This window comes from Blastococcus sp. KM273129 (genome assembly GCF_021698995.1).
In the GTDB taxonomy this organism is placed as follows: Bacteria; Actinomycetota; Actinomycetes; order Mycobacteriales; family Geodermatophilaceae; genus Blastococcus.
This window is the reverse complement of sequence record NZ_SSXB01000026.1, coordinates 1-23637: the sequence shown is the minus strand read 5'-3', so window position 1 is coordinate 23637 and position 23637 is coordinate 1. Positions and strand designations below refer to the sequence as shown.

24 protein-coding genes are annotated in these 23637 nt (G+C 74.8%); 7 read left to right on the top strand and 17 right to left on the bottom strand.

Annotation, left to right across the window (positions count from 1 at the left end; all coding sequences use genetic code 11):
• Window positions 1–82: 82 nt before the first annotated feature.
• From manA to E9565_RS09840, 7 genes are all read right to left on the bottom strand, one after another.
• Window positions 83–1258, bottom strand: coding sequence for a mannose-6-phosphate isomerase, class I (gene manA / locus E9565_RS09870; protein ID WP_236825854.1), 1176 nt, complete (start codon window positions 1256–1258; stop codon window positions 83–85).
• Window positions 1259–1321: 63 nt separating this feature from the next.
• Window positions 1322–3070 (bottom strand): glycerol-3-phosphate dehydrogenase/oxidase, encoded by a 1749-nt coding sequence (locus tag E9565_RS09865; protein ID WP_236834847.1) that lies wholly within the window; start codon window positions 3068–3070, stop codon window positions 1322–1324.
• Between the two features lie 112 nt (window positions 3071–3182).
• The gene (locus E9565_RS09860) at window positions 3183–4127 is read right to left on the bottom strand and encodes a DUF808 domain-containing protein (RefSeq protein WP_236825856.1); all 945 of its coding nucleotides are present in this window, start codon (window positions 4125–4127) and stop codon (window positions 3183–3185) included.
• Between the two features lie 76 nt (window positions 4128–4203).
• Window positions 4204–5349 carry an SIS domain-containing protein gene (locus E9565_RS09855; RefSeq protein WP_236834845.1) on the bottom strand — a complete coding sequence of 382 codons (1146 nt, stop codon included), beginning with the start codon at window positions 5347–5349 and terminating at the stop codon, window positions 4204–4206.
• Between the two features lie 13 nt (window positions 5350–5362).
• On the bottom strand, window positions 5363–5572 hold the full coding sequence (locus E9565_RS09850; RefSeq protein ID WP_374201729.1) for a Trm112 family protein: 210 nt from the start codon (window positions 5570–5572) through the stop codon (window positions 5363–5365).
• A complete protein-coding gene (locus E9565_RS09845; protein WP_236834843.1) occupies window positions 5569–6945 on the bottom strand; it encodes a phosphomannomutase/phosphoglucomutase in 1377 nt (458 codons plus the stop codon). The genes E9565_RS09850 and E9565_RS09845 overlap by 4 nt, the downstream gene beginning before the upstream one ends.
• A 102-nt stretch (window positions 6946–7047) precedes the next feature.
• Entirely contained in the window at window positions 7048–7398 is a 351-nt protein-coding gene (locus E9565_RS09840) for a DUF3499 domain-containing protein (protein WP_236834841.1), read from the bottom strand.
• Window positions 7399–7618: 220 nt separating this feature from the next.
• On the opposite strand from E9565_RS09840, the gene E9565_RS09835 reads away from it, so the two are divergent.
• Together E9565_RS09835 and E9565_RS09830 are read left to right on the top strand one after the other, a co-directional pair.
• The gene (locus tag E9565_RS09835; RefSeq protein WP_236834839.1) at window positions 7619–8083 is read left to right on the top strand and encodes a metallopeptidase family protein; all 465 of its coding nucleotides are present in this window, start codon (window positions 7619–7621) and stop codon (window positions 8081–8083) included.
• Window positions 8084–8125: 42 nt separating this feature from the next.
• Window positions 8126–8980: a hypothetical protein gene (locus E9565_RS09830; RefSeq protein WP_236834837.1), complete on the top strand. Its 855-nt coding sequence runs from the start codon at window positions 8126–8128 to the stop codon at window positions 8978–8980.
• A gap of 3 nt (window positions 8981–8983) precedes the next feature.
• On the opposite strand, the gene E9565_RS09825 is transcribed toward E9565_RS09830, so the two are convergent.
• Together E9565_RS09825 and E9565_RS09820 are read right to left on the bottom strand one after the other, a co-directional pair.
• Window positions 8984–9796 carry a hypothetical protein gene (locus tag E9565_RS09825; protein WP_236825863.1) on the bottom strand — a complete coding sequence of 271 codons (813 nt, stop codon included), beginning with the start codon at window positions 9794–9796 and terminating at the stop codon, window positions 8984–8986.
• Between the two features lie 119 nt (window positions 9797–9915).
• Window positions 9916–10146 (bottom strand): WhiB family transcriptional regulator, encoded by a 231-nt coding sequence (locus E9565_RS09820; protein WP_170852167.1) that lies wholly within the window; start codon window positions 10144–10146, stop codon window positions 9916–9918.
• Window positions 10147–10528: 382 nt separating this feature from the next.
• Here E9565_RS09820 and cofD point away from each other — a divergent pair, with 382 nt between their 5' ends.
• The 3 genes from cofD to rfbA all read left to right on the top strand — a co-directional run bounded on the left by cofD (window position 10529) and on the right by rfbA (window position 13486).
• Window positions 10529–11479 carry a 2-phospho-L-lactate transferase gene (cofD, locus tag E9565_RS09815; RefSeq protein WP_236825864.1) on the top strand — a complete coding sequence of 317 codons (951 nt, stop codon included), beginning with the start codon at window positions 10529–10531 and terminating at the stop codon, window positions 11477–11479.
• A 77-nt stretch (window positions 11480–11556) separates the two neighbouring features.
• Window positions 11557–12591, top strand: coding sequence for a coenzyme F420-0:L-glutamate ligase (locus tag E9565_RS09810; RefSeq protein ID WP_236825865.1), 1035 nt, complete (start codon window positions 11557–11559; stop codon window positions 12589–12591).
• Between the two features lie 28 nt (window positions 12592–12619).
• A complete protein-coding gene (rfbA, locus tag E9565_RS09805; RefSeq protein ID WP_236834835.1) occupies window positions 12620–13486 on the top strand; it encodes a glucose-1-phosphate thymidylyltransferase RfbA in 867 nt (288 codons plus the stop codon).
• On the opposite strand, the gene E9565_RS09800 is transcribed toward rfbA, so the two are convergent.
• The 4 genes from E9565_RS09800 to E9565_RS09785 form a co-directional block, all read right to left on the bottom strand.
• Window positions 13483–14376 (bottom strand): DNA-3-methyladenine glycosylase, encoded by an 894-nt coding sequence (locus E9565_RS09800; protein WP_236834833.1) that lies wholly within the window; start codon window positions 14374–14376, stop codon window positions 13483–13485. The genes rfbA and E9565_RS09800 overlap by 4 nt on opposite strands.
• A 73-nt stretch (window positions 14377–14449) precedes the next feature.
• Window positions 14450–15220: an SDR family NAD(P)-dependent oxidoreductase gene (locus E9565_RS09795; protein WP_236834831.1), complete on the bottom strand. Its 771-nt coding sequence runs from the start codon at window positions 15218–15220 to the stop codon at window positions 14450–14452.
• Between the two features lie 80 nt (window positions 15221–15300).
• Window positions 15301–16401 carry a mannose-1-phosphate guanylyltransferase gene (locus E9565_RS09790; RefSeq protein ID WP_236834829.1) on the bottom strand — a complete coding sequence of 367 codons (1101 nt, stop codon included), beginning with the start codon at window positions 16399–16401 and terminating at the stop codon, window positions 15301–15303.
• Window position 16402: 1 nt separating this feature from the next.
• Window positions 16403–17344, bottom strand: a complete 942-nt coding sequence (locus tag E9565_RS09785; RefSeq protein WP_236825870.1) for a glycosyltransferase family 2 protein — start codon at window positions 17342–17344, stop codon at window positions 16403–16405.
• A 154-nt stretch (window positions 17345–17498) separates the two neighbouring features.
• Between E9565_RS09785 and glf the strand changes: the two genes are divergently transcribed.
• Both glf and E9565_RS09775 read left to right on the top strand, forming a co-directional pair.
• A complete protein-coding gene (gene glf / locus E9565_RS09780) occupies window positions 17499–18686 on the top strand; it encodes a UDP-galactopyranose mutase (protein ID WP_236825871.1) in 1188 nt (395 codons plus the stop codon).
• 8 nt (window positions 18687–18694) lie between these two features.
• Window positions 18695–20656, top strand: coding sequence for a glycosyltransferase (locus E9565_RS09775; protein WP_236825872.1), 1962 nt, complete (start codon window positions 18695–18697; stop codon window positions 20654–20656).
• 233 nt (window positions 20657–20889) lie between these two features.
• Here the strand turns inward: E9565_RS09775 and E9565_RS09770 are convergent, their stop codons facing one another.
• The 4 genes from E9565_RS09770 to E9565_RS23525 form a co-directional block, all read right to left on the bottom strand.
• On the bottom strand, window positions 20890–21798 hold the full coding sequence (locus E9565_RS09770; RefSeq protein WP_236825873.1) for a glycosyltransferase: 909 nt from the start codon (window positions 21796–21798) through the stop codon (window positions 20890–20892).
• Window positions 21798–22538, bottom strand: coding sequence for an ABC transporter ATP-binding protein (locus E9565_RS09765; protein ID WP_255716143.1), 741 nt, complete (start codon window positions 22536–22538; stop codon window positions 21798–21800). The genes E9565_RS09770 and E9565_RS09765 overlap by 1 nt, the downstream gene beginning before the upstream one ends.
• A gap of 20 nt (window positions 22539–22558) precedes the next feature.
• Window positions 22559–23392: an ABC transporter permease gene (locus E9565_RS09760; protein ID WP_236825875.1), complete on the bottom strand. Its 834-nt coding sequence runs from the start codon at window positions 23390–23392 to the stop codon at window positions 22559–22561.
• A 76-nt stretch (window positions 23393–23468) separates the two neighbouring features.
• Entirely contained in the window at window positions 23469–23585 is a 117-nt protein-coding gene (locus tag E9565_RS23525; protein ID WP_374201731.1) for a hypothetical protein, read from the bottom strand.
• Window positions 23586–23637 lie beyond the last annotated feature (52 nt).

Genomic DNA, 23637 nt, shown 5'->3' with positions numbered 1-23637 from the left:
CCAGCAGCCGGACGGCGGTCGTCCCGACGCTAGGCCGGTGCGCCACGGGCCCGGCGGCGCAACGCCGCAGGTGGCCGGGGTCTCAGCTGAGGTTGGTCGTGGCCCGGTAGAGGACGGCGGGGCCGCGGGCGGTCACCGGCTCGCCCGCGGGGAGGAACGCCGCGCGCCCCTTCTCCAGGGTCAGCTCGCCGTCGACCGAGGCCAGCACCGCGGTGCCCTCCGTGCACAGCAGCAGCTGCGGCCCGCGCGTGGTGAGCGTGCCGGACTGCTCGTCGAGGTGCACGCGGGTGAGGTCGAAGTCCTGCACCGGCACCGGGTAGCGCAGCCCGCCCGGCCCGAGCACCGGGTGGATCACCGGCACCCTGCCGTCGGTGAAGTCCAGGACCTCGATCAGCGCCGCCAGGTCCACGTGCTTGGCCGTCAGCCCGCCGCGCAGCACGTTGTCCGAGCTGGCCATGACCTCGACGCCGGCGCCGGAGAGGTAGGCGTGCAGGTTGCCGGCGGGCAGGAACACCGCCTCCCCCGGCGCGAGCTTGAGGTGGTTGCACATCAGCGAGATGACGACCCCGGGGTCGCCGGGGTAGGTCTCGGCCAGCGTCGCGGCCCACCGGTAGGTGTTGATGAACTCGGGGTCGGCCGCGGCCACGAACCGGGCGGCCGCGGTGGCGACGGCGTGCACCAGCTCGGTGCGCCGCTCGCCGGTCAGCGCCAGCAGCTGCGGGATCGCCGCCCGCAGGCCACCGCGCGCCAGGGCGGCGATGGTGGGCTTGAGCTCGGGCACCTGGAGCTTGGCCAGGCAGTGCAGCGACTCCTCCACCGGCCGGAAGCCGCACAGCGCCTCGAACGTGGTGAGCGCCAGCAGCAGCTCGGGCTTGTGGAAGGGGTCCTTGAAGGTGCGGGTCGGGTCGTCGTGCGGGATGCCGGCGGCCTCCTCGGCCGCGTAGCCCACCTCCGCCTGCGCCGTCGTCGGGTGCGCCTGCAGCGACAGCGGCGTGTCGGCCGCCAGCACCTTGAGCAGGAAGGGCAGCCGCGCCCCGAACCGCTCCACCACGGCGGGGCCGAGCAGCCGGTCGGGGTCCTCGGCGATCGCCTTGTCGAGCGGGCGCCCGTCGGAGAGGGTGCTGGGCTCGTCGGGGTGCGCGCCCACCCACAGCTCCGCGTGCGGGCGGTCCGCGGGCACGGGATCGCCCAGGAGCTCGGGGATGACGGTGCGGCTACCCCAGGGGTAGTACCGGACACCGTTGCTCAGCTGCCACATCGTCTGCGCAGGTTACGGGCCGCCTCCGCCTCGCGGAACGGACCTCACCCCTTGGGACCGACCTCAGACGGCGGCACGCACGTCCGGGGCGCCCAGCCGGGCAGCATCCGCGGTCCGGTCGTCGGGCATCCGCTGGGACTCGCGCTCGGCCTCCACCCGCGCTGCGTAGTGGGCGACCTCCCGGGCGGTCTGCTCCTGGTCCCAGCCGAGCACCGGCGCCATGAGGGCGGCGACCTCGGCGGCCGAATCCACCCCGCGGTGCGGCGTCTCGATCGAGACGCGCATGCGCCGGGTGAGCACGTCGTCGAGGTGCAGGGCGCCCTCGGCGGTGACCGCGTGCACGACCTCCGCCGCCAGGTGCCGGGGCGCGCCGGCCAGCGGCCGGCCCAGCGCCGGGTCCGCGCGCACCAGGCCGAGGACGGCCTCCACCTGGTCGCCGTGGCGCTCGAGCAGCCGGGCGACGACCTCCTCGGCCAGCCCGTGCACGGCCGCCAGCTCGGCCGCGCGCCCCCGCACCGCCGCCCAGCCGCGCGCGCCGACCAGCGGCAGCTCGGCGGTGCGCGACCCCGGGGCGCCGGGCAGCCACCGGGCGGCGGCGTCGACGGCGTCGGCCGCCATCACCCGGTAGGTCGTGTACTTCCCGCCGGCGACCAGCACCAGCCCGGGCACGGGGGTGACGACGGCGTGCTCCCGGGAGAGCCGGCTGGTGTCGTCGGACTCCCCCGCCAGCAGCGGCCGCAGCCCCGCGTACACCCCGACCACGTCCTCGGTGGTGAGCGGGCGGGCCAGCACCCGGTTGACCTGGTCGAGCAGGTAGTCGATGTCGGCGCTGCTGGCGGCGGGGTGGTCGCGGTCCAGCCGCCACGGGGTGTCGGTGGTGCCGACGATCCAGTGCTCCCGCCAGGGGATCACGAACAGCACGCTGGTGGGCGTGCGCAGGATCAGCCCGTCGGGGTCGAGGTCCCCGCCCTCGATCGCCGCCCGCGGCACCACCAGGTGCACGCCCTTGGACGCCCGCACCCGCAGGCTCGGCGCCGACGCGCCCAGCATCCGGCCGACGTCGTCGCTCCACACCCCGGTGGCCGCGATGACGCTGCGGGCCCGGACGGTGAAGGTCGACCCGTCGGCCAGGTCGGCCACCCGCACCCCGACGACGGCGGCGTCCGGCGCGTCCCCGTCCCGGAGCAGGCCGACGACCCGGGCGCTGGACAGCGCGGCGGCGCCGTACCCGGCGGCGGTGCGCACGACGGCCAGGGTGTGCCGGGCGTCGTCGACCTGGGCGTCCCAGTACCGGATCGCGCCGCGGACGACGTCGCGGCGCAGCGCCGGGAACGCCGCCAGCGCGGCCCGCCGCGACAGGTGCCGGTGGCGCGGGATGTCGCGGTCGCGGACGAACGCCGCCCCGAGCAGGTCGTACAGCGCCACCCCGGCGCCGTAGTAGGCGCGTTGCCACACCGGCGCGGTCAGCGGCAGCAGGAACGGCAGGGGGCGCACCAGGTGCGGGGCGATGGTGCGGATCAGCCGGGCCCGCTCCTTGAGCGCCTCGCGGACCAGCGGGAAGGCCAGCTGCTCCAGGTAGCGCAGGCCGCCGTGGATGAGCTTGCTCGACCGGCTGGAGGTGCCCGCGGCCCAGTCCCGGGCCTCGAGCAGCCCGACCGACAGCCCCCGGCTGGCCGCGTCCAGGGCGGCCCCGGCGCCGGTGACGCCGCCCCCGATCACCAGGACGTCGACCACCTCCTCGGCCAGCCGGGCGCGGTCGGCCCGGCGGCGCTCCGGCGACAGCAGCGTGCGATCGATCCCCACCACGTGCATGCGGTCAGTCTCCCCCCGCCCCGTCCCGGGGCTCGCGCAGCGGCAGCCACCCCGGCCCCCTGCAGGGGCCCGCCGGGAGCGGGCGAGCGGTGGGGGCAGGGGGTGGACTTGTTCAGTGGGCGCCGGCGCCCGACTTGTCGCGGTGCACCGTCAGGTTCATGACCAGCACGACGAGCGCCCCGACGACCAGGCCGAGCAGCGCGCTGGCGAGCGTGTTGACCAGCCAGCCCACGACCCCGCCGAGCGCGCCGGTCGCGTCGTGCGCGGCCTCCTCCAGGTGGTGGACGACGTCGTAGAGACCGTGCCAGCCGAGCTCCTCGGTGCCCACCAGGATGATGTGCCCCCCGACCCACAGCATGGCCGCGGTCCCGACGACGGTCAGCGCCGAGAGCAGCTTCGGCATCGCCTTCACCAGCCCGCGACCGAACGCGGCCACCCGCTTCCCGGCCCGCTGGGACAGGCTCAGCCCGACGTCGTCCATCTTCACGATGAGGCCCACGACGCCGTAGACGAGGACGGTGATCCCCACGGCGACGACGACGAGGATGATCGCCCGCGACCAGAACGCCTCGCCGGCCACCTCGTTCAGCGAGATGACCATGATCTCGGCCGACAGGATGAAGTCGGTGCGCACCGCACCGCTCACGATGGTCTTCTCGTCCGGGAGCGCGTCCTCCACCGTGGCGTGCGCCTCGGCGTGCCCGCTGACCCGGTGCCAGATCTTCTCCGCCCCCTCGTAGCAGAGGTAGGCGCCGCCGATCATCAGGATCGGGGTCAGCAGCCACGGCAGGAACTGGCTGAGCAGCAGGATCGCCGGGAGGATGATCAGCAGCTTGTTGCGCAGCGAGCCCAGCGCGATCTTCCGGATGATCGGCAGCTCGCGCTCGGCGTTCAGGCCGTGCACGTACTGGGGCGTGACGGCGGTGTCGTCGACCACGACGCCGGCGGCCTTCATGCTGGCCCGTCCGGCGGCTGCGCCGATGTCGTCGATGGAGGCGGCGGCCGCGCGCGCCAGCACCGCCACGTCGTCGAGCAGGGCTACCAGTCCACCCGCCAAGGGAGTTCCTTCCGGTCGGTCAGCACCGGTGTGCTGTCGCAGATGATGGTGGACCGTCCGCGGGCCGCGCGCGCCTTCAGGGGCGCGGCGCGCGCTCCAGGTCGAGCGCCAGCGCCAGGTAGACGGCGCTGAAGTCGGCGACGGCGAGCTGCCGGGCCACGCGGGGCAGCCGGCCGAACCGGTCGGGGTCCCCGTGCTCGGCCAGGCCGCTGACCGGCACGCTGTGCGCGGCGGCGGTGCCCAGGACCTGCTGCATCGCCTCCGCCGCCGACCGCGGCTCCCGCTCCTCCGCGCCGTCGTGCCCGCCGACGTCGGGATCGCGGACGGTCAGCAATCGCAGCCGCCGGCCGGTGTCGTCGGCGCGGTCCCGGAAGAAGTCGTCGGCGCCGTCCTGCGGCGACAGCGGCCCGCCGAGGACGGCGCACGCCGCCACCCGCTGGTCGGGCAGCCGGAAGTCGGTCGCGGGCAGTCCCGCGAGCGTGGCGAGTTGGTCGGCGAAGCGGGTCGCCGCGGCGCCCGCCAGCGGCCCCTCCGAGGCGATCACCGGGAGTGCGTCCAGCAGCTCCAGCGCCAGGCTCTTGGCCGGGTTGACGAACGTCTCCCGCGCCGGGCCGCACTCCGCGGCCACCTCGTCGAGCGCGGCCGCGACCGCCTCCGGGTCGGCGACGCCGGGCGCCAGCAGCCCCAGGTCGGTGGCCAGGCGGAGCATCGGGGTGAGCAGCGACCACAGGGTGGTGTGCCGGACACGGGTGCGCGGCAGTGCGACGTAGGGCGCCCGGGCGGAGGCGCAGACGCCGCGCAGCGGTGCGTCGTCGGCGCCGATGCCGACCAGGGAGACCCCCCGGCGGGCGGCCTCGTAGGCCGGCCCGACCGCGTAGGCACCCGCGCCGGTGCGGGTGGCCACGACCGCGATGTCGCTCGGGCCGGTCCACACCGGCAACGCGGGGCCCGGCACGACGTCGACGGTGACCGGGCTCGACGGCCCGAGGAGGGCCCGCAGGACCGAGGCGGCGACGGCACCCTCCCGCCGGGCGACGACGACCAGCCCGCGGGGCCGGCCACCGCTCGTGACCCGGTCCAGGCCGGCCTCCTCGGTCAGCCGGGTCGTCTCCCGCACCTGCGCGCCCGAGCCGGCGACGGCCGGCAGCAGGCCGCGGGGGTCGCGGGCCCGCAGCAGGTCGAGGTCGTCGAGCACCTCCTCGGCCAGCTCCGGCGAGCTCACGGTGCGCCCGTCCTCAGCCGCGCTGCCGCGCCTCGTCCAGCAGCAGCACCGGGATGCCGTCGCGGACGGGGAAGCCGCGGTCGCAGGTGCCGCAGACCAGCTCGGATGCCGCCTCGTCGACGGTCAGCGGCGTGTGGTGGACGTCGGGACAGGCGAGGATCGCCAGCAGCTCGGGGTCCAGGCCCAGCGGGCCGGCGGCGGGGCTGCTCCGGGGACCGGTCACTTCTGCTCCTCCTCCGCGCGCACGGTGCGGAGCACCCGGTCGCGCAGCTCGGTCATCCGCGCCACGTCCGGCGCCTCGACGTTCAGCCGCAGCAGCGGCTCGGTGTTGCTGGCCCGCAGGTTGAACCAGGCTCCGTCGGGCAGCTCCACGGTCAGCCCGTCGAGCTCGTCGAAGGTGGCTCCCTCGTCCTCGAACACCTTGCGCACCTCGGCGACCCGCCCGGGGGCGTCGGACACGGTGGAGTTGATCTCGCCCGAGGCGGCGTAGCGGGCGTAGCTCTCGGTCAGCTCCGACAGCGGCCGGGCCTGCTCGCCCAGCGCGGCCAGCACGTGCATGGCGGCCAGCATGCCCGTGTCGGCCCGCCAGAAGTCGCGGAAGTAGTAGTGCGCGGAGTGCTCACCCCCGAAGACCGCGTCGGTGCGGGCCATCTCGGCCTTGATGAAGGAGTGCCCCACCCGGGTGCGCACCGGCTGCCCACCGTGCTCGCGCACGATCTCGGGCACGGCACGGGACGTGATCAGGTTGTGGATGATCGTCGTCCCGCGGCCCTTGGCCAGCTCCCGCACCGCGACCAGCGCGGTGATCGCCGAGGGGCTCACCGGCTCTCCCTGCTCGTCGACGACGAACACCCGGTCGGCGTCGCCGTCGAAGGCCAGGCCGATGTCGGCACCGTGCTCCACGACGGCGCGCTGCAGGTCGACCAGGTTCGCCGGGTCCAGCGGGTTGGCCTCGTGGTTGGGGAAGGAGCCGTCGAGCTCGAAGTAGAGCGGGACGACCTCCAGCGGCAGGTCGGCGAGGACCACCGGCACGGTGTGCCCGCCCATGCCGTTGCCCGCGTCGACGACGACCTTGAGCGGCCGGATGGCCGACAGGTCGACCAGGGAGCGCAGGTGCGCGGCGTACTCGCCGAGGACGTCGCGCGCCGACACCGTGCCGACCCGGTCGGGGACGCGCTCGTAGGTGTCGCGCTCGGCCCACTCCCGGATGGTGACCAGCCCGGAGTCCTGCCCGATGGGCGCCGCACCGGCGCGGCACAGCTTGATGCCGTTGTACTCCGCCGGGTTGTGGCTGGCGGTGAACATCGCCCCGGGCAGGTCGAGCGAGCCGGCGGCGAAGTAGAGCAGGTCCGTCGAGCCCAGCCCCGCCTCGACGACGTCGAGCCCACGGGCGATGACGCCCTCGGCGAAGGCGCGGGAGAGCGGGACGGAGGAATCCCGCATGTCGTACGCGGTGACCACGGCCGTGGCGCCGCTCTCGGCGAGGACGAACTCGGCGAAGGCCCCACCGATCGCGCGGGCGACGTCCTCGTCCCACTGGTCGGGGACGACCCCGCGGACGTCGTAGGCCTTGATGAGGGCCGAGAGATCACGCACGCGGTGACCCTACAAGGACCCCGTCGCCCCCCACCCCTCGCGAGCCCGGGGCGCGCTCCTGCAACGGGGCCACCGCGCTCGACGACGGGAGGCGGCCCTGGTTCAGGGCAGGTCGGGCAGGACCCGCAGGTGGCCGCGGCGGATGCCGCTGCCGTCGTCGGCGGGGTTGCGCGGCGGCTCGGGGCGGGCGGCCTCGCGGACGGCGTCGGCGAGGGCCAGCAGGTCGTCCCCGGTGATGCCGGCGTCCTCGAGGTCGATCTCGTGCCGCACGACGTCCCAGCCGCGCGGCACGGTCAGCCGCTCGGCGTGGAACTCGCACAGGTCGTAGCTGTGCGGCTCCGAGTACGTCGCCAACGGGCCCACGACAGCGGTCGACTCCGCGTAGACGTAGGTCAGGGTCGCCGCTGCCGGTTGCGCGCAGCCGCTGCGCGAGCAGCGCCGTGACTGCCTCACCACCGGTTCCTCACGCACAGCACAGTAAACCCGCACGGTGGTGCGCGACAGCAGGCGCACCGGGAAAGCGGCCCGGGCGCACCATCCTGCACGATGACCCCGTGGGCACCGGCACCGGTCGGGCGCGCGACGCGGCTCCGCAGGCGCCGACGTGCACGGGGTCCCGGCGGACCGTCCCGGGCCCCGGCGTGGCGGGGGCCGCCGTACCCTGCGTGCAGTCATGAGCCATCCCCCGCGCCGCCGCCACCGCTCCCGCCGCGACCGCCACGGTCGTGGCCTCCGGGGACGCCTGGTGCCGGCCCAGGTGCCCCTGTCGCGCAGCCGGGCGGAGCAGTTCGACGACCTGGTGCTGGACGCCGTCGAGGACCTCGAGCGCCGCTGGGAGCGGGAACTGGCCGGCGTCGAGTTCGCCGTCGAGGACGTCCCGTGGGTGGAGCAGACCGATCCCGACGAGGCGCTGCTGGACTCCGACGTGCTCGACGACGCCGGCGTCCCGCTGTCCCGCCTGCTCCCGGCCCGCCGCGAGCAGGGCGAGGAGGTGCCGCCGCGGATCGTGGTCTACCGGCGCCCGCTGGAACTGCGCGCGCACGACCGCGAGGACCTCGCCGACCTGGTGCGCGACGTCGTCGTCGACCAGGTGGCCACCCTCCTGGGCCGCGACCCGGAGGAGATCGACCCCACCTGAGCCGGCCCCGCGTGCGGGCGGGCGGCTGACATGCTGGGAGCGATGGACGCCGCTGCCACCACCGCCTGGCTCGTCGTGGGCGTGGTGCTGGGCGCCCTGGCGGCGGCGGCGCTGGTCTCGGCCGTCGTCCTCTCCCGCCGCCGCACCTACCCGGCACGCGGGCGCCCGCCCGAGCCGGTCGACGACCTCGCCGACTTCCTCGAGCACCCGCCCGGCACCCGGCCGCAGGCGCCGGGGCCCTCCGGCTGGGCGGCGCTGGCCCCGCCGGAGCCCGGCCCGCCGGCCGGCGACCGGCAGCACCCCTGGCCGGTGCCGGCGGCGCTCTGCGTCGCCGCCCTGGCGCTCGCCGGCACGGCCGCCGCCGTCGCCGCCGCCGCCACGGCAGACCCGTCGCCGGCCGCGCGCAGCACCGCGCCGTCACCCGCGCCGGCCGCCGGAACCGTCGCCGACCTGGTGGTGGGCGGGCTGGTGCTGGAACCGCGGGCGGTGGGCGTCACCGCGGCCTACCCCGAGCTGCGGCTGGGCACCGACGACGGCGCGCCGCGGCTGGAGCTGCGGCTGCCCACCTACAACTGCCTGACCGCCGAGGCCCCCGCCGACCCGGTCGCAGCGGGGTGCACCGCCACGCCGGTCGAGCACGCCGTCCTCGAGGGCGACGACGTCCGCATCACCCGTGACGGGGCGGGCTGGGTCCTGCGCGGGTCGGCCGCGACGGTGCTGCACCCCGGCGGCTCGCCGCCCGAGGCGACCGGTCGCGTGTACCCGCTGGAGCTCACCGTGACGCCCGAGGGGCCGCCCACCGCCGACGGCACCCGGGCCGCCCGCGGTGAGCTGCGGCTCGGCACGGGGAGCGCGCCGGTGCTGGCCGAGCGCAGCCGGGTCCGCACCGCCGGCTGAGGGTCAGCGCGGCCAGCGGCGCAACGGCACCGACAACGTGCTCACCGGCGCGCCCATCTCGCTGCCCAGCCCGCCGTCGTGGGCGATGCCCCACCAGGGCCAGCGGTCGTCGCCGTCCAGCAGGGTGAGCAGCCCGGCCCGCAGCCGGTCGCCGTCGGCGGCCACGGCGACCTCCAGGTGGCCGGTGGCCGCGTGCAGCCGGGCGGTGGCGCGCAGCAGCCCCCGCGCCCGGCGGTCCGGCGCGGCGGCGAGCAGCGCCGGGAGCCAGCGCTCCAGCAGGTGGCCGCCCCGGCTCCGCTCGACGGGCCCCACCCGGTCGAGCGCGTCGAGCAGGCGGGTGCTGCGCTCGTTGGCCAGGACGGCGGTGGGCAGCCGGGCAGCCAGCGCCCGGGCGGTGGGGTCACCCAGCGGGAGCCCGGAGAGCCGCAGGGACCACGGGCCGTGCAGCGAGTCGAGCAGGAGGAGCACCCCGTCGGCGAGCAGGCCCGCGGCCTCGGCGTCCCGCGCCGGCAACCGGGCCGGGGGGCGACCACCGGGCAGGGGCGCCCCACCCTGCCCGAGCAGGGTGACCGCGGTGACCGGGCCGCGCCGCCGGAGGTGGAGGAAGCCCGCCGCGCGCGGCGGCGCGCCGGGAGCCCCGTCCACGACGACGGCGGCGGGGCGGCCCTGCAGCGGGCGGGCGGCGCCGTCGTTCAGCACGGCGGTCAGCCACGGCGCGCGGGCGGTCAGCGGCGCCGACAGCGCCGCGGCGAGCGGTTCGGCGGCCCGGACCTCGCGGAGGACGGGGGCTCGACCGACGGCGACCCGGGCGACCACGTCCCGAACACAACCACAGCCGCCGGCGAGGGGCGCCGGCGGCTGTGGTGACGGTCTGGAACGGCCGCCCCCTGCAGGGGCCCGCTGCGAGCTCGCGAGCTGCGGGGGGCAGGGGGTATTTACACGGCGCGGCGGCGCAGCCGGCGCCGCTCCCGCTCGGAGAGGCCGCCCCAGATGCCGAACCGCTCGTCGTTGGCGAGCGCGTACTCCAGGCACTCGGCCTTGACCTCGCAACCGGTGCAGATCTTCTTCGCCTCCCGCGTCGAGCCGCCCTTCTCGGGGAAGAACGCCTCCGGGTCGGTCTCCGCGCACAGCGCGCGCTCCTGCCACGACTGGGTGTCGGGCTCCAGGCCGAACCCGAGGAAGCCGACGAACGGCTGCCCCGTCCCCTGGCCCGGGTGCTGGCCCGTGCCGTGCCCGGCGCCCACCAGCCGGTCCGTCGACCGCTCCGAGCCGTTCACGTAGTCGCTCAACCACGACACCTCTGCCATGACGGTGCGTCCCCTCTCGCTCTCGTCACGGTGCGCGGCCGGCAGGACGTCCCCGGGCCGTTCAGCACTCGTCGACACCGCCGGAATTACACGCGTGTCGTTGCCCGGCCGTCAACTTCGCCCGGTGTAAGCGACACGCCACACCAGCCCCTCCAGCACCAGGGTGTTCGTCACATCTCGTGCCACCCCCCGACACGCCCGGCGAACAGTCGACAAGTGCTCATCGGGCACGATGCGTTTCGTGCAGATCGTCGTGCTGGCCGGTGGTACCGGAGGGGCTCGTTTCCTGCGTGGGGTGCGCGCGGCGGCCCCCACGGCGGAGATCACCGCCGTGGTCAACACCGGGGACGACGTCACGTTGCACGGCCTGAGGATCTGCCCGGACCTCGACACCGTCGTCTACACGCTCGGCGGGGGCATCGACGAGGAGCGCGGCTGGGGGCGGGCCGGCGAGTCGTGGACGGTCAAGGAGGAACTGGCCGCCTACGGCGCCGACCCGGACTGGTTCGGCCTCGGCGACCGCGACCTGGCCACCCACCTGATCCGCACCCGGATGCTCGACGCGGGGTACCCGCTCTCGGCGGTGACCGCGGCGCTGGCCGACCGCTGGCAGCCCGGCGTCACGGTGTTGCCCATGAGCGACCAGCGGGTCGAGACCCACGTCGTGGTCACCGATCCCGAGGACGGCCGGCAGCGGGCGATCCACTTCCAGGAGTGGTGGGTGCGCCACCGTGCGGCCCTCGACCCCGCCGCCTTCGTGCAGATCGGGGTGGAGGCGGCGCGGCCGGCCCCGGGCGTCGTCGAGGCGCTGGCCGCCGCCGACGCCGTCCTGCTCGCGCCGTCGAACCCGGTCGTGTCCATCGGCACCGTCCTCGGCGTCCCGGGCCTCCGCGACGCCCTGCTGGCCTCCCCGGCGCGCATCGCGGGCGTCTCCCCGATCGTCGGTGGCGCCGTCGTCCGCGGGATGGCCGACCGCTGCCTGCCGGCGCTGGGCATCGAGGTGAGCGCCGAGGGCGTCGGCCGGCACTACGGGGCCCGCGCCGACGGCGGCCTGCTCGACGCCTGGCTGGTCGCCGAGGACGACCCCGCGGACGTCCCGGGCGTCGACGTCCGCCGGGTGCCGCTGCTCATGTCCTCCCCCGGGGCGACGACGGCGCTGGCCCGGGCCGCGCTCGACGCCTGCGCGCGGTGATGGAAGGACCCCGCCCGCCTCACGGCTCGCAGGCTCGCGGCGAGCCTCTGGACGGCGCCGTTCCAGCGGGTGTGTCGGTGCTGCCCGTCGCGGGGCTGCCCGAGTTCGGCCCGGGAGACGACCTCGCCGCGGCGCTGGCCGCCACCGCGCCCTGGCTGGCCGACGGCGACGTCGTCGTCGTCACCTCCAAGGTGGTCTCCAAGGTGGAGGGACGGCTCGTCCGGGTCGAGCCCGGGGCCGACCGGGAGGCCGTCCGGCAGCGGGCGATCGACGCCGAGACCGTGCGGGTGCTCGCCCGCCGCGGGCCCCTCAAGATCGTGCAGACCCGCCAGGGCTGGGTCGTCGCCGCGGCCGGCATCGACGCGTCCAACGTCGCCTCCGACACCCTGGTGCTGCTGCCCGAGGACGCGGACGCCTCGGCGCGGCGGCTGCGGGCCCGGTTGCGCGAGCTCGCCGGGGTCGACGTCGCCGTCGTCGTCAGCGACACCTTCGGCCGCACCTGGCGGGAGGGGCTGACCGACGTCGCGGTCGGCTCGGCCGGGATCACCGCCCTGGACGACCACCGCGGCGCCGTCGACGCCCACGGCAACCGGCTGGAGACCACCCGGGTCGCCGTGGTGGACGAGCTGGCGTCGGCCGCGGACCTGGTGAAGGGCAAGCTGGCCGGCGTCCCGGTCGCCGTGGTGCGGGGGCTGCCCGTGGCCCAGCCCGCCGACGACGCCGACGAGGGCACCCGGCCGCTGGTGCGGCTGCCCGCCGACGACCTGTTCCCCTACGGCTCGCGCGACCTCGTCGGCTCGCGGTCGCCCGCGGCCGACCTGGCGCCCCGCCCCGGTGACCGCGAGGCGGCGGCCGCCGCCTTCCGGGTGGCCAGCGCCGCGCTGCCGGAGTTCCCGGTGGTGCTGCGGCACGGCGGCGAGGGCGACGGCGTCGTCGACGTCCACCTGCCCGACGCCGTGACGACGACGAGCGCCCTCAACGCCGGGGCGCTGGTCGGCGCCGCGATCGTGCAGCTGCACGCGGAGGGGTGGGCGACCCGCTGGGAGCCCGCGGCCACCGCCGGCGGCACCTCACTCGTCGGGAGGCTGTGGCTGGGCAGTCCGGCGCCGTGAGCCGCGCCCCTCAGTAGGGTCGTCGATCATGCGCGGGATCATCCTGGCCGGTGGCACGGGGAGCCGTCTGTTCCCCATCACGCAGGCGGTGAGCAAGCAGCTCATGCCGGTCTACGACAAGCCGATGATCTACTACCCGCTCTCCACCCTGATGATGGCGGGGATCCGCGAGGTGCTGGTCATCACCACCCCGGACGACCAGGCCGCCTTCCGCGCGCTGCTGGGCGACGGCACCCGCCTGGGCATGCGCATCGAGTACGCCGCCCAGCCGCGGCCGGAGGGTCTGGCGCAGGCGTTCCTCATCGGGGCGGAGTTCCTGGGCGGCGAGCCCGCGGCCCTGGTGCTCGGGGACAACATCTTCTACGGCGCGGGCCTGGGGACGGCGCTCTCGCGCCTGCCCGAGCCGGCCGGCGGGCACGTCTTCGCCTACCACGTGGCCAACCCCCGCGACTACGGCGTCGTGGAGTTCGACGACGCCGGCCGGGTGCTGTCGATCGAGGAGAAGCCGGTCCGCCCCAAGAGCTCCTACGCCGTCCCCGGCCTGTACTTCTACGCCGGTGACGTCGTCGATGTCGCGCGCGGGATCACCCCGAGCGCGCGCGGCGAGCTGGAGATCACCGCGGTCAACGAGCACTACCTGCGCGAGGGCCGGCTCACCGTGACCGCGCTCGACCGGGGCACGGCCTGGCTGGACACCGGCACCTTCACCTCGTTGCGCCAGGCCACCGAGTTCGTCTCCGTCGTCGAGGAGCGCCAGGGCCTGAAGATCGGCTGCATCGAGGAGGTCGCCTGGCGCAACGGCTGGCTGGACGACGAGGGGCTGCGCGGGATCGCCGAACCGCTGGGCAAGAGCGGCTACGGCGCCTACCTGCTGGGCCTGCTCCAGGAGCGCTAGCGCCGCCGGTTGTCCACGGGGGCGAAGCGGGGGCCGCGCCGGGGACGCCGGGGCCCGCCCGCCAGCAGCAGCCGCACCACCCGCTGCCGCTGCCCGCGCCACGGCTCCAGCAGGGCGAGCATCTCCGCGTCGTCGGTGTCCCGGCGCCCGGTCAGCGCGAAGCCCACCTGGTTCTTCAGGTGGTAGTCGCCGACGCTGACGGTGTCCGGGCAGCCGAGCGCGCGCTGCACCACCTCCGCCGCCGTCCAGACGCCGATGCCGGGCACCGCCCGCAACCGGCGCTGCAGCTCGGCGGAGTCGTCGCAGCCCGCCTCCGGCTCCATCCGGTGCGCCACCCCGGCGACCGCCCGCAGGGCGCGGCGGCGGGCACCGTCCAGGCCGCAGCGGTGCCACTCCCAGTCGGTCACCTCCAGCAGCCGGCGGGCCGAGGGGACGACGCGCATGCCCTCGGGCGCGGGCCCCGGCGCGGCCTCACCGGCCAGCCGGCAGAGCTCGCGGAACACCCGGTAGGCCTCGGCGGTGGTGACCTTCTGCTCGAGCACCGCGGGCAGCAGCGCGTCCCACGTCCGGCCGGTGCGCCCCAGCCGCAGGTGCGGGTGCGCGCGGTGCAGCTCGGTCACGAGCGGGTGGGCGTCGCCCGGGCGGAAGTCCTCGGGCCGGTCGTCGGCCCCGAGCCACCCGGGCACCGCTGCAGCGGCCCAGCGGGCCCCCGGCCCCCACGCCTCGATCCGCACCTCCGCGGCCACGCGGGAGAGGCGCACCGTCGCCGGGCCCTCCGGGGTGCTGGTCGTCCGCCAGAGGCCGCCCGCGGCGACCTGCATCGTCGGGTCGGCCGCCCCGCGCCGGTGCGGGGACAGCGTCCGGAGGAGGTCCAGCGGCCGGTCCGGCACCCAGGCCGCGGAGTGCTCGGCGGCCTGGGTGCCCGGGGTGGTGCTCGTGCTCAGCGGGTGCTCCGGGAAGAGGTCAGCGGGGGGCCATGCGCAGCGCGCCGTCCATCCGGACCACCTCGCCGTTGAGGTAGCCGTTCTCGACGATCGCGAGCGCCAGCTCGGCGAAGTCCGACGGACGGCCGAGCCGCTTGGGGAAGGGTATGCCCGCCGAGAGCGCGGCCCGCGCCTCCTCCGGCAGCGAGCCCAGGAGCGGGGTGTCCACCAGCCCGGGGGCGATGGTGCAGACGCGCACACCGACGCTGGAGAGGTCGCGGGCCGCGGGCAGGGTCATGCCGACGACGCCGCCCTTGGACGCCGAGTACGCCAGCTGGCCGATCTGGCCGTCGTAGGCGGCGATGGAGGCGGTGTTGACGACGACGCCGCGCTCCCCCTCCTCACCGGGCTCGGTCCGCGCCATCGCGGCGGCGGCCAGCCGCAGGACGTTGAACGTGCCGACCAGGTTGACGCCCAGCACCCGGGTGAACCCCGCCAGCTCGTGCGGCGCGCCGTCGCGGCCGACGGTCCGCTGGGCCAGCCCGATGCCCGCGCAGCTGACCGCGATGCGCAGGGGGCGGTCCTTGCCGGTCGCCTCGGCGACGGCGGCCTCCACCGAGGCATCGTCGGTGACGTCCGTGCGGACGAAGGTGGTGTGCCCGCCCAGCTCGGCGGCGAGCGCCCGCCCGCGCTCCTCGTTCAGGTCCATGATCGTGACCGCGGCCCCCCGGGCGGCGAGCGCCCGGGCGGTCGCCTCCCCGAGACCGGAGGCTCCCCCGCTGACCACGGCTGCGACGTCGAAGTTCTTCATGACCCGGAACGTAACCCGAGGGAACGGCCTGCCTGCAGGGTCCCGGCGCGAGCCCGCGAGCGGTGGGGGCAGGGACTCCTTCAGGAGAAGCGGTCGCCGTACCGCTCCTGCACGGCGCCGAGCAGCTGCTTCACCCGCTCGGCGTCGGCGACCGGGCAGACCATGGTCACGTCGGCCGTGTGCACGACGACGCTGTCCCGGACGCCGACGAGCGCGACCAGGTGCCCCGGGTCGTCGCTGAGGACGATGTTCCCCGCACCGTCCAGGACGACGGCGAGCCCCTGCACGGCGTTGCCCGCGCCGTCGTCGTCGAGGGTGTGCGCCAGCGCGGGCCAGGAGCCGACGTCCAGCCAGTCGACGTCGAGGTCGACGACCAGCACCCGCCCGGGCTCGGTCGCGGCCGGCTCGAGGACGGCGTAGTCGACGCTGATCCTCGGCAGCCTCGGGAAGACCTCGGCCAGGACCGCGTCCCGCGCCGGGCCGGCGGGGGCGGCGACGATCCGGGCCAGCCCCTCGGCCGACGCCGGGAGGTGGTCGGCCAGGGCGTCGAGCACCGTGCGGGCCCGCCAGACGAACATGCCCGAGTTCCACAGGTAGCCGCCCGACGCCAGGTACTGCTCGGCGGTGGCGCGGTCGGGCTTCTCCCGGAACGACGCCGCCTCGGCCACGCCCGGCTGCCCGGTGGGCGCGCCGCGCTGGACGTAACCGAAGCCGGTGGCCGGCGCGGTCGGCCGGATGCCGAGCGTGACCAGCGCCCGGGGGCGGTCCGCGAGCGCGTCGAACGCGGTGCGCAGCGAGTCGGCGAACCGCTCCACCGGCCGGATGACGTGGTCGGCGCTGACGACGGCGAGCTCTGCCTCCGGGTCCACGTCGGCGACCAGGGCGGCGGCCAGCCCGACGGCGTTCGCGGTGTCGCGGGCGACCGGCTCGAGCACGAGCCGGTCGGCGAGCAGCTCCGGCAGCGCCACCCGCACCTGGTCGGCGTACCTGGCCGCCGTGCAGACCCAGACGTTCTCGGCGGGCAGCACCGTGCGCAGCCGCTCCCACGCCTCGGCCAGCAGGCTGCGCGGCACCCCGCCGGGGCCGGCGACGACGTCGAGCAGCTGCTTGGGGCGGCCGCCGCGCGAGAGCGGCCACAGCCGGGTGCCCGAGCCGCCCGCCATGATCACCGCGTGCCGCACGTCAGCTCTCCCCCGACCCGGGGCGCGGCTCCGGCACGGCCGCCAGCTCCCGGGCGCGGCGCTGGAACGGGGCGCCGGCGGCGACCCGCCCGCTGACGTAGGAGATCAGCATCCGGCCCCCGAGCCCGGCGCGGAACGCGGTGCGCAGCGGCGCGTGCCGCCGGCGGGGGTACTGCCCGGAGAGGTACCGCAGCGCGCTGGTGTGGTGCACGCGCTGCATGCGGTGCGGTTCCCGCTGGGTGGCGTGCCCGCCCTCGTGCTCGACGACGGCGCTGGGCACGTAGACGTGCAGCCAGCCCGCCCGGGTCAGCCGCTCGGCGAGGTCGACGTCCTCGAAGTACATGAAGTAGCCCGGGTCGAAGCCGCCGACCGACCAGTAGGCCTCCAGGTCGACCAGCAGGCAGGAGCCGCTCAGCCAGCCCGCGGGGCGCTCCCGCGGGGCCTCCCGCTCGCGGCGGTAGCGTGCGGTCCAGGGGTTGCCGGGCCAGGCCCAGCCGAGCAGCGCGTGCCCTGCGCCGGTGGACAGCCGCGGCAGGTCCCGCGCGGACGGGTACAGCTCGCCGTCGGGGGTCATGATCGCCGGCCCGAGGGTGGCCGCCCTCGGCCACCGGTCGGCGGCGGCCAGGAGCTCGTCGACGGAACCGGGCGCGAAGCGCAGGTCGGGGTTGGCGATGAGGGCGCGGCCGGTGCGGACGTCGGCGAGCCCGGCGTTCGCGGCCGCGCCGTAGCCGATGTTCCCGCCGGTGCGCAGGATCCGGACGTGCGCGTGGCGCTCCGCGGCCCGCTCCGGCGCGCCGTCGGTCGAGCCGTTGTCGGCGAGGACCACCTCCACCGGCCGGGTGGTGGCGCCGGCCAGCGAGTCGACGAACTGCTCGAGCGCCGCGCCCGGCGAGTAGGTGACGGCGACGACGCGCAGCGGCGGCGGACCGGAGGGAGACGACACGGAGGGCAACCCTAGGCACTCGGGCGGCCCCGGCGCCCGGCGGCACGGCTCGGCGGGGTGGGTGGGATGGATGTGACGGAACGGGTCGCTACGCCGCGCGGCGCCGCCGCTCCGTGGTCGTGCGCCCCCTGGCCGACAGGTACCGTCGAGACCCGTGACCACCACAGGACCTGACCTCGTCGTCGTCGGCTCCGGATTCTTCGGGCTCACCGTCGCCGAGCGGGTGGCCAGCCAGCTCGACAAGCGGGTGCTGGTCATCGACCGCCGCGACCACATCGGCGGCAACGCCTACTCGGCGCCCGAGCCCGAGACCGGCATCGAGGTGCACGTCTACGGCGCGCACCTGTTCCACACGTCGAACGAGCGGGTCTGGGAGTACGTCAACCAGTTCACCGAGTTCACGGGCTACCAGCACAAGGTCTACTCGATCTACCAGGGGCAGACCTACTCCCTGCCGATGAACCTGGCCACCATCTGCCAGTACTTCGGCAAGAGCTTCTCCCCCGAGGAGGCGCGGGCGCTGGTGGCCGAGCAGGCCGGCGAGATCGACACCGCGGAGGCGGCGAACCTCGAGGAGAAGGCGATCTCGCTGATCGGCCGCCCGCTCTACGAGGCGTTCATCCGCGGCTACACGAAGAAGCAGTGGCAGACCGACCCGACCGAGCTGCCCGCCGCCGTCATCGCCCGGCTCCCGGTGCGCTACACGTTCGACAACCGGTACTTCAACGACACCTACGAGGGTCTGCCGAAGGACGGCTACACCGCCTGGCTGCAGCGGATGGCCGACCACCCGAACATCGAGGTCCGGCTGGACACCGACTACTTCGACGTGCGTGACGAGCTGCCGGCCGACGTCCCGACGGTCTTCACCGGCCCGATCGACAAGTACTTCGGCTACGAGGCCGGCGAGCTCGGCTGGCGGACGCTGGACTTCGAGACCGAGGTGCTGCCCATCGGTGACTTCCAGGGCACCTCGGTCATGAACTACGCCGACGAGGACGTGCCCTGGACCCGCATCCACGAATTCCGGCACTTCCACCCGGAGCGGGACTACCCCACGGACAAGACCGTGGTGGTGCGGGAGTTCTCCCGGTTCGCGCAGACCGGCGACGAGCCCTACTACCCGATCAACACCCCTGAGGACCGCGCCAAGCTGGAGCGGTACCGGGAGCTCGCGGCCAAGGAGGCCGCCGAGAGGCGCGTTCTCTTCGGCGGGCGGCTGGGCACCTACAAGTACCTCGACATGCACATGGCCATCGGATCGGCGCTGACCATGTTCGAGAACCGCATCCGCCCCTTCTTCGACGAGGGCGGCCCCATCGACGGCCGCCTGGAGGACTGAACCACCTCATGACGACGGACAGCACGCTCGACGCCGATGCGCCGGTCTCCCAGGAAGTCGTGACCGAGCCGAGGGAGGAGGAGCTGACGCCGGGCAAAGCCGTCCAGCTGCTCCAGCGGGTGCTCATGCCGCGCCCGGCCGACCAGCTCAAGGTGCGCAGCCTCTACCTCGACGAGGTCAACTCGGGCCGGGTGCGGGCCAAGGACCGCTTCACCGCGGAGCTCGACCCCGGGTGGGAGGTCTCCTTCGCCACCTACTTCAACGCCTTCCCGGCCAGCTACTGGCGCCGGTGGAGCGTCCTGGAGTCGATCGTCCTCCGGGTGACGGTGTCGGGCACGTGCCGCATCGACGTCTACCGGTCCAAGGCAGACGGCGAGTCGATGCACGTGACCGGTGCCGTCCACGAGGGCGGCGAGCGGACGCTGGAGTTCGAGCTCGACCTCGGCCCGTTCATCGACGGCGGGTGGTACTGGTTCGACGTCACGACCGACGAGCGCACCACCGTCCGCGACGCCGGCTGGTACGCGCCGCAGGCGCCCGCCGAGCAGCCCCGCCTGGCCGTCGGCATCTGCACCTACAACCGGCCGGTGGACGCGGTCGCCGCCCTCGAGGCCCTGGTCGAGGACGAGGTCGTCCGCGAGCAGGTGCACCTCGCCGTCGTCGCCGACCAGGGCAACCAGCACGTGCGGGACGCCGACCGGTACCCGGTGGTGGCCGAGGCGCTGGGCGAGCGCCTGCGGATCGTCGAGCAGCCCAACCTGGGCGGCAGCGGTGGGTTCGCGCGCACCATTCACGAGTCGTTCACCAACAGCGACGCCACGCACATCGTCCTGCTCGACGACGACATCCAGCTCGAGCCCGACAGCCTGCTGCGCGCCCGGGCGTTCGCCGCCTACGCCAAGGACCCGGTGCTGGTCGGCGGCCAGATGCTGGCCCTGCAGGACCGCTCGGTCCTGCACACGATGGGCGAGATCGTCGACCGGGCGCCGTTCTTCTGGCGCAACGCACCGAACACCGAGTACTTCCACGACTTCGGCGAGCGGCCGCTGCGCGAGTCGCCCGACCTGCACCGGCGCATCGACGGTGACTACAACGGCTGGTGGATGTGCCTGATCCCCCGCCGGGTCTTCGAGGCCGTGGGCATGCCCCTGCCGGTCTTCATCAAGTGGGACGACGCGGAGTACGGCCTGCGCGCCTTCGCGGCGGGCTTCCCCACGGTGTCGCTGCCGGGTGCCGCCATCTGGCACCTGTCCTGGGGCGACAAGGACGACGCCAGCGACTGGCAGGCGTACTTCCACATCCGCAACCGGCTGATCGCCGCGGCGCTGCACTCCCCGCACAAGCACGGCGGGACGATGTTCCGCGAGATGCTCAAGGCCGACCTGCGGTTCCTCATGACGCTGCAGTACTCCACCGTGGAGCTGCACCAGATGGCCTACCGCGACTTCCTCGCCGGGCCCGAGCACCTCTTCGAGGGCATGCCGCAGTCGATCGTGCGGGCGCGGGAGAAGCGGACGACGCACTCGGACGGCAAGGTGCTGAAGTCCTCCGGCGACCTCCCGCTGCCCTCGATGAGCGCCGCCGAGGCCAACCGGTTCCGCAAGATCCCGGTGAACCCGCTGTCGATCGGCACCACGCTGCTCAAGGCGATCGCGCACAACGCGACGCCGGTCGACCCGGCCCACCGCGAGGTGCCGCAGCTGAACCTGTCCTTCCAGGACGCGCAGTGGTTCCTGCTCTCCCGCCTCGACAGCGCGACCGTCGGGACCGCCGACGGCCGTGGTGTCACCTTCCGCCAGCGGGACCCGAAGACCTTCCGCCGCCTGTTCACCCAGTCCGCCCGCATGCTGCGGCAGATGTCGCGGGAGTTCCCCGAGCTCCAGCGGCGCTACCGCGAGGCGGCCGGGGAGCTGACCTCGGTGGACCGCTGGACCGAGGCCTTCGAGTCCTGGGGTTACGAGCGGGTCTGAAGCCTGACCCCGAGGGGCCCGGACGGTGCGATCACCGTCCGGGCCCCTCGTCGTCCGCGCTCTGGGCCGGATCCGTTCGGCAGCCGGGTGACCTTCCGGCGGGAAGCCGGCCGACGGTCGTTCCGTGAGCCGGCCCCTGCTGCCGTGCGGGTCGCCTTCCCGCGCGGCAGCCGGCCCCGCAGTGTCTGCAGCGTGGTGCTCGCTGTCACCAGGGCGCCACCGTGCTGAAGCGCTCAGGGCCGGGTGAAGCGTTCCCCTCGGCCGGCGCGCACCAGCCGGAGCCACTCCCGCCAGCCGGCGGGGTCGCGGCGCGAGACCAGGAAGAACCAGCTGAACCGGACCAGCTCCAGCGGCCACAGCCAGCGCATCCCGGGCTGGGACATCAGGTAGCCGCGGTTGCGGTAGGTGAAATAGCGCTTGACCTCGTTGCCCGGGTACTGCGCCGACAGCCGGCCGCCGAGGATCGGCTCGAACTCCGAGGTCCCCTCGGGGTGCAGGTAGGCCGCTCCGACGGCGGTGCCGAACGGCAGCCCGGCGCGGAGCAGCCGCCGGTGGATCTCGGTCTCGTCGCCGCGGAAGAACAGCCGGTAGTCGGGCACCCCGACCACGTCCAGGGCGTCGGCGCGGAACAGCGCGCCGTTGAACAGCGAGGCGTAGCGGGGCAGCACCTCGAGGCCCGCGAAGTCGCTGCGCCGGCGCCGCCAGGTCAGCCCGCGCCGGAGGGGGAAGGCCAGCCGGTCGGGGTCGGAGAGGTCGGCGACCATCGGCGACACCTGCGCCAGCCCGTGCCTGCAGGCGGTCTCCAGGAGGGTGCCCAGCACCGTCCCGTCGGCCGGGCGGCCGTCGTCGTCGGCGCACCACACCCAGTCCGCGCCGAGTGCGAGGGCGTGCAGCATCCCCAGCGCGAACCCGCCGGCGCCGCCGAGGTTCCGGCGGCTGGGCAGGTAGGTGGCCGGCAGGCCGCAGCCGGCCACCACCTCGCCGACGCGCGGATCGGGGCCGTTGTCGACGACGACCACGTGGTCGGGACGGCGGTGCTGCGCCGCGACGGCCGCGAGGCTCTCGCCGAGCTGCTCCACCCGGTCGCGGGTCACGATCACCGCGACCACCGTCTCGGCGGGCGCGGCGCTCCCCGGGCCCATCAGTGGTTGCCCTTGTAGGCGCGCAGGACCTCTTCCAGCTCGCCGTGCTGGCGGATGCGCCCGTGCTCCATCCAGATGGCGGTGTCGCACAGCTCGCGGAGGAACTCGTCGGAGTGCGAGGCGAAGACCAGCAGGCCGGCGCGGTCGACGAGCTCGGACAGCCGCTTCTTGGACTTCTCGAGGAAGGCCGCGTCGACCGCACCGATGCCCTCGTCGAGCACGAGGATCTCCGGGTCGATGCTGGTGACGACGCCGAGGGCCAGCCGGATGCGCATGCCGGTGGAGTAGGTGCGCAGCGGCATGCGGAGGAAGTCGCCGAGCTCGGTGAAGTCGGCGATGTCGTCGATCCGGTCCTCCATCTCCTTGCGCGTGGCGCCGAGGAAGAGGCCGCGGACGATGATGTTCTCCAGGCCCGAGATCTCCGGGTCCATGCCGACGCCCAGGTCGAAGACGGGCGCCACCCGGCCGCGGACCTCGGCGGAGCCGCGGGTCGGCTCGTAGATGCCGGCGAACAGGCGCAGGAGCGTGGACTTCCCGGCGCCGTTGTGGCCCACCAGCCCGACGCGGGCCCCGTGCTCCAGCGACACCGTGATGTCGCGCAGCGCCTCGATGATCGGGACCTTGGTCTCGGTGGTGATGTTGCCGCCGACGAGGCCCATCACGGTCTTCTTCAGCGACCGGCTCTTGGCGTCGAAGATCGGGAAGTCGACGCAGGCGTTCTTCGTGGTGATGCTGACCAGGGGTCTGTCCTCCGACACGCTCACACCCAGTACGAGATCCGTGCCCGGTACCGGCGCAGCGCGATGAGCGTGAGCGCCCAGCCGACGACGGTCAGGACCAGGACGACGATCCAGTGCCGGAGCACCTGGTCCTGGCCGAGCATGGGCTGCCGGATGATCTCGATGTAGTGGAGGAAGGGGTTGAACTCCACCAGCCGGGCGCGCTCGGCGATGGCGGGGTTGGGGCTGTTCACCAGGTCGCCGTAGATCCAGACGATCGGGGTGAGGAAGAACATCAGCTGGACGATGCTCTGGGTGATCGGCGTCAGGTCGCGGAACCGGGTGGTGACGATGCCGAAGAGCAGGGCCACCCACGCCCCGTTTACGGCGAGCAGCGCGAACGCGGCGAAGGCCGTCAGGCTGCGCCAGGTCAGCGGCTGCGGGAACACCAGCAGCATGACCACGTAGACCGCGAGGTTGTGGAAGAAGAACAGCGTCTGCCGCCAGACCAGCCGGTAGACGTGCACCGACAGCGGGGCGGGCAGCTGCTTGATGAGGCCCTCGTTGGAGATGAAGACGTCGGCGCCCTCGGTGATGCAGCCGCTGATGAAGGCCCAGACGATGAAGCCCACCAGGATGTAGGGCAGCTGCACCGACAGCTCGTTGCCGAACAGCCCGGCGTAGAGGACGCCCAGGGCCACGGCGGTGACCGCCATGCTGATGCTGATCCAGATCGGCCCCAGGACCGAACGGCGGTAGCGCTGGCGGATGTCCTGCCAGGCGAGGTGGCCCCACAGCTGGCGTTGCTGCCACCCGACGCGCAGGTCCTCGGCCGCCCGGCGCCAGCTCCTCACCTCGGGGGCGGTCGCGGTCATGGCGTCCACGCTACCTGCGTGCGGACGGAGCCCCGCACCCCGAACCGGGTTGCGGGGCTCCGCGGTCACGCAGGTCTCACGTGTAGTGCACTGTCGCCACACGCGCCCCGTCGAGCACCTGCACGTACCCGCCCTGGAAGGTCTGGCGGGTGCCGCCGGTCACCGGTTGGGGATCGCTGGTGGGGTAGCCCAGCCGGCCGTTCTCCCAGCCCTGCCCGGCCCAGGCGTCGCGGATCGCTCCCCGC

What these genes read in the sequence shown, in the direction of transcription:
- manA (WP_236825854.1), bottom strand. Translation starts at nt 1,258, where the DNA reads ATGTGGCAGCTGAGCAACGGTGTCCGGTACTACCCCTGGGGTAGCCGC.
- E9565_RS09865 (WP_236834847.1), bottom strand. Translation starts at nt 3,070, where the DNA reads ATGCACGTGGTGGGGATCGATCGCACGCTGCTGTCGCCGGAGCGCCGC.
- E9565_RS09835 (WP_236834839.1), top strand. Translation starts at nt 7,619, where the DNA reads ATGAGCCATCCCCCGCGCCGCCGCCACCGCTCCCGCCGCGACCGCCAC.
- E9565_RS09830 (WP_236834837.1), top strand. Translation starts at nt 8,126, where the DNA reads ATGGACGCCGCTGCCACCACCGCCTGGCTCGTCGTGGGCGTGGTGCTG.
- rfbA (WP_236834835.1), top strand. Translation starts at nt 12,620, where the DNA reads ATGCGCGGGATCATCCTGGCCGGTGGCACGGGGAGCCGTCTGTTCCCC.
- E9565_RS09795 (WP_236834831.1), bottom strand. Translation starts at nt 15,220, where the DNA reads ATGAAGAACTTCGACGTCGCAGCCGTGGTCAGCGGGGGAGCCTCCGGT.
- E9565_RS09775 (WP_236825872.1), top strand. Translation starts at nt 18,695, where the DNA reads ATGACGACGGACAGCACGCTCGACGCCGATGCGCCGGTCTCCCAGGAA.
- E9565_RS09770 (WP_236825873.1), bottom strand. Translation starts at nt 21,798, where the DNA reads ATGGGCCCGGGGAGCGCCGCGCCCGCCGAGACGGTGGTCGCGGTGATC.
- E9565_RS09760 (WP_236825875.1), bottom strand. Translation starts at nt 23,392, where the DNA reads ATGACCGCGACCGCCCCCGAGGTGAGGAGCTGGCGCCGGGCGGCCGAG.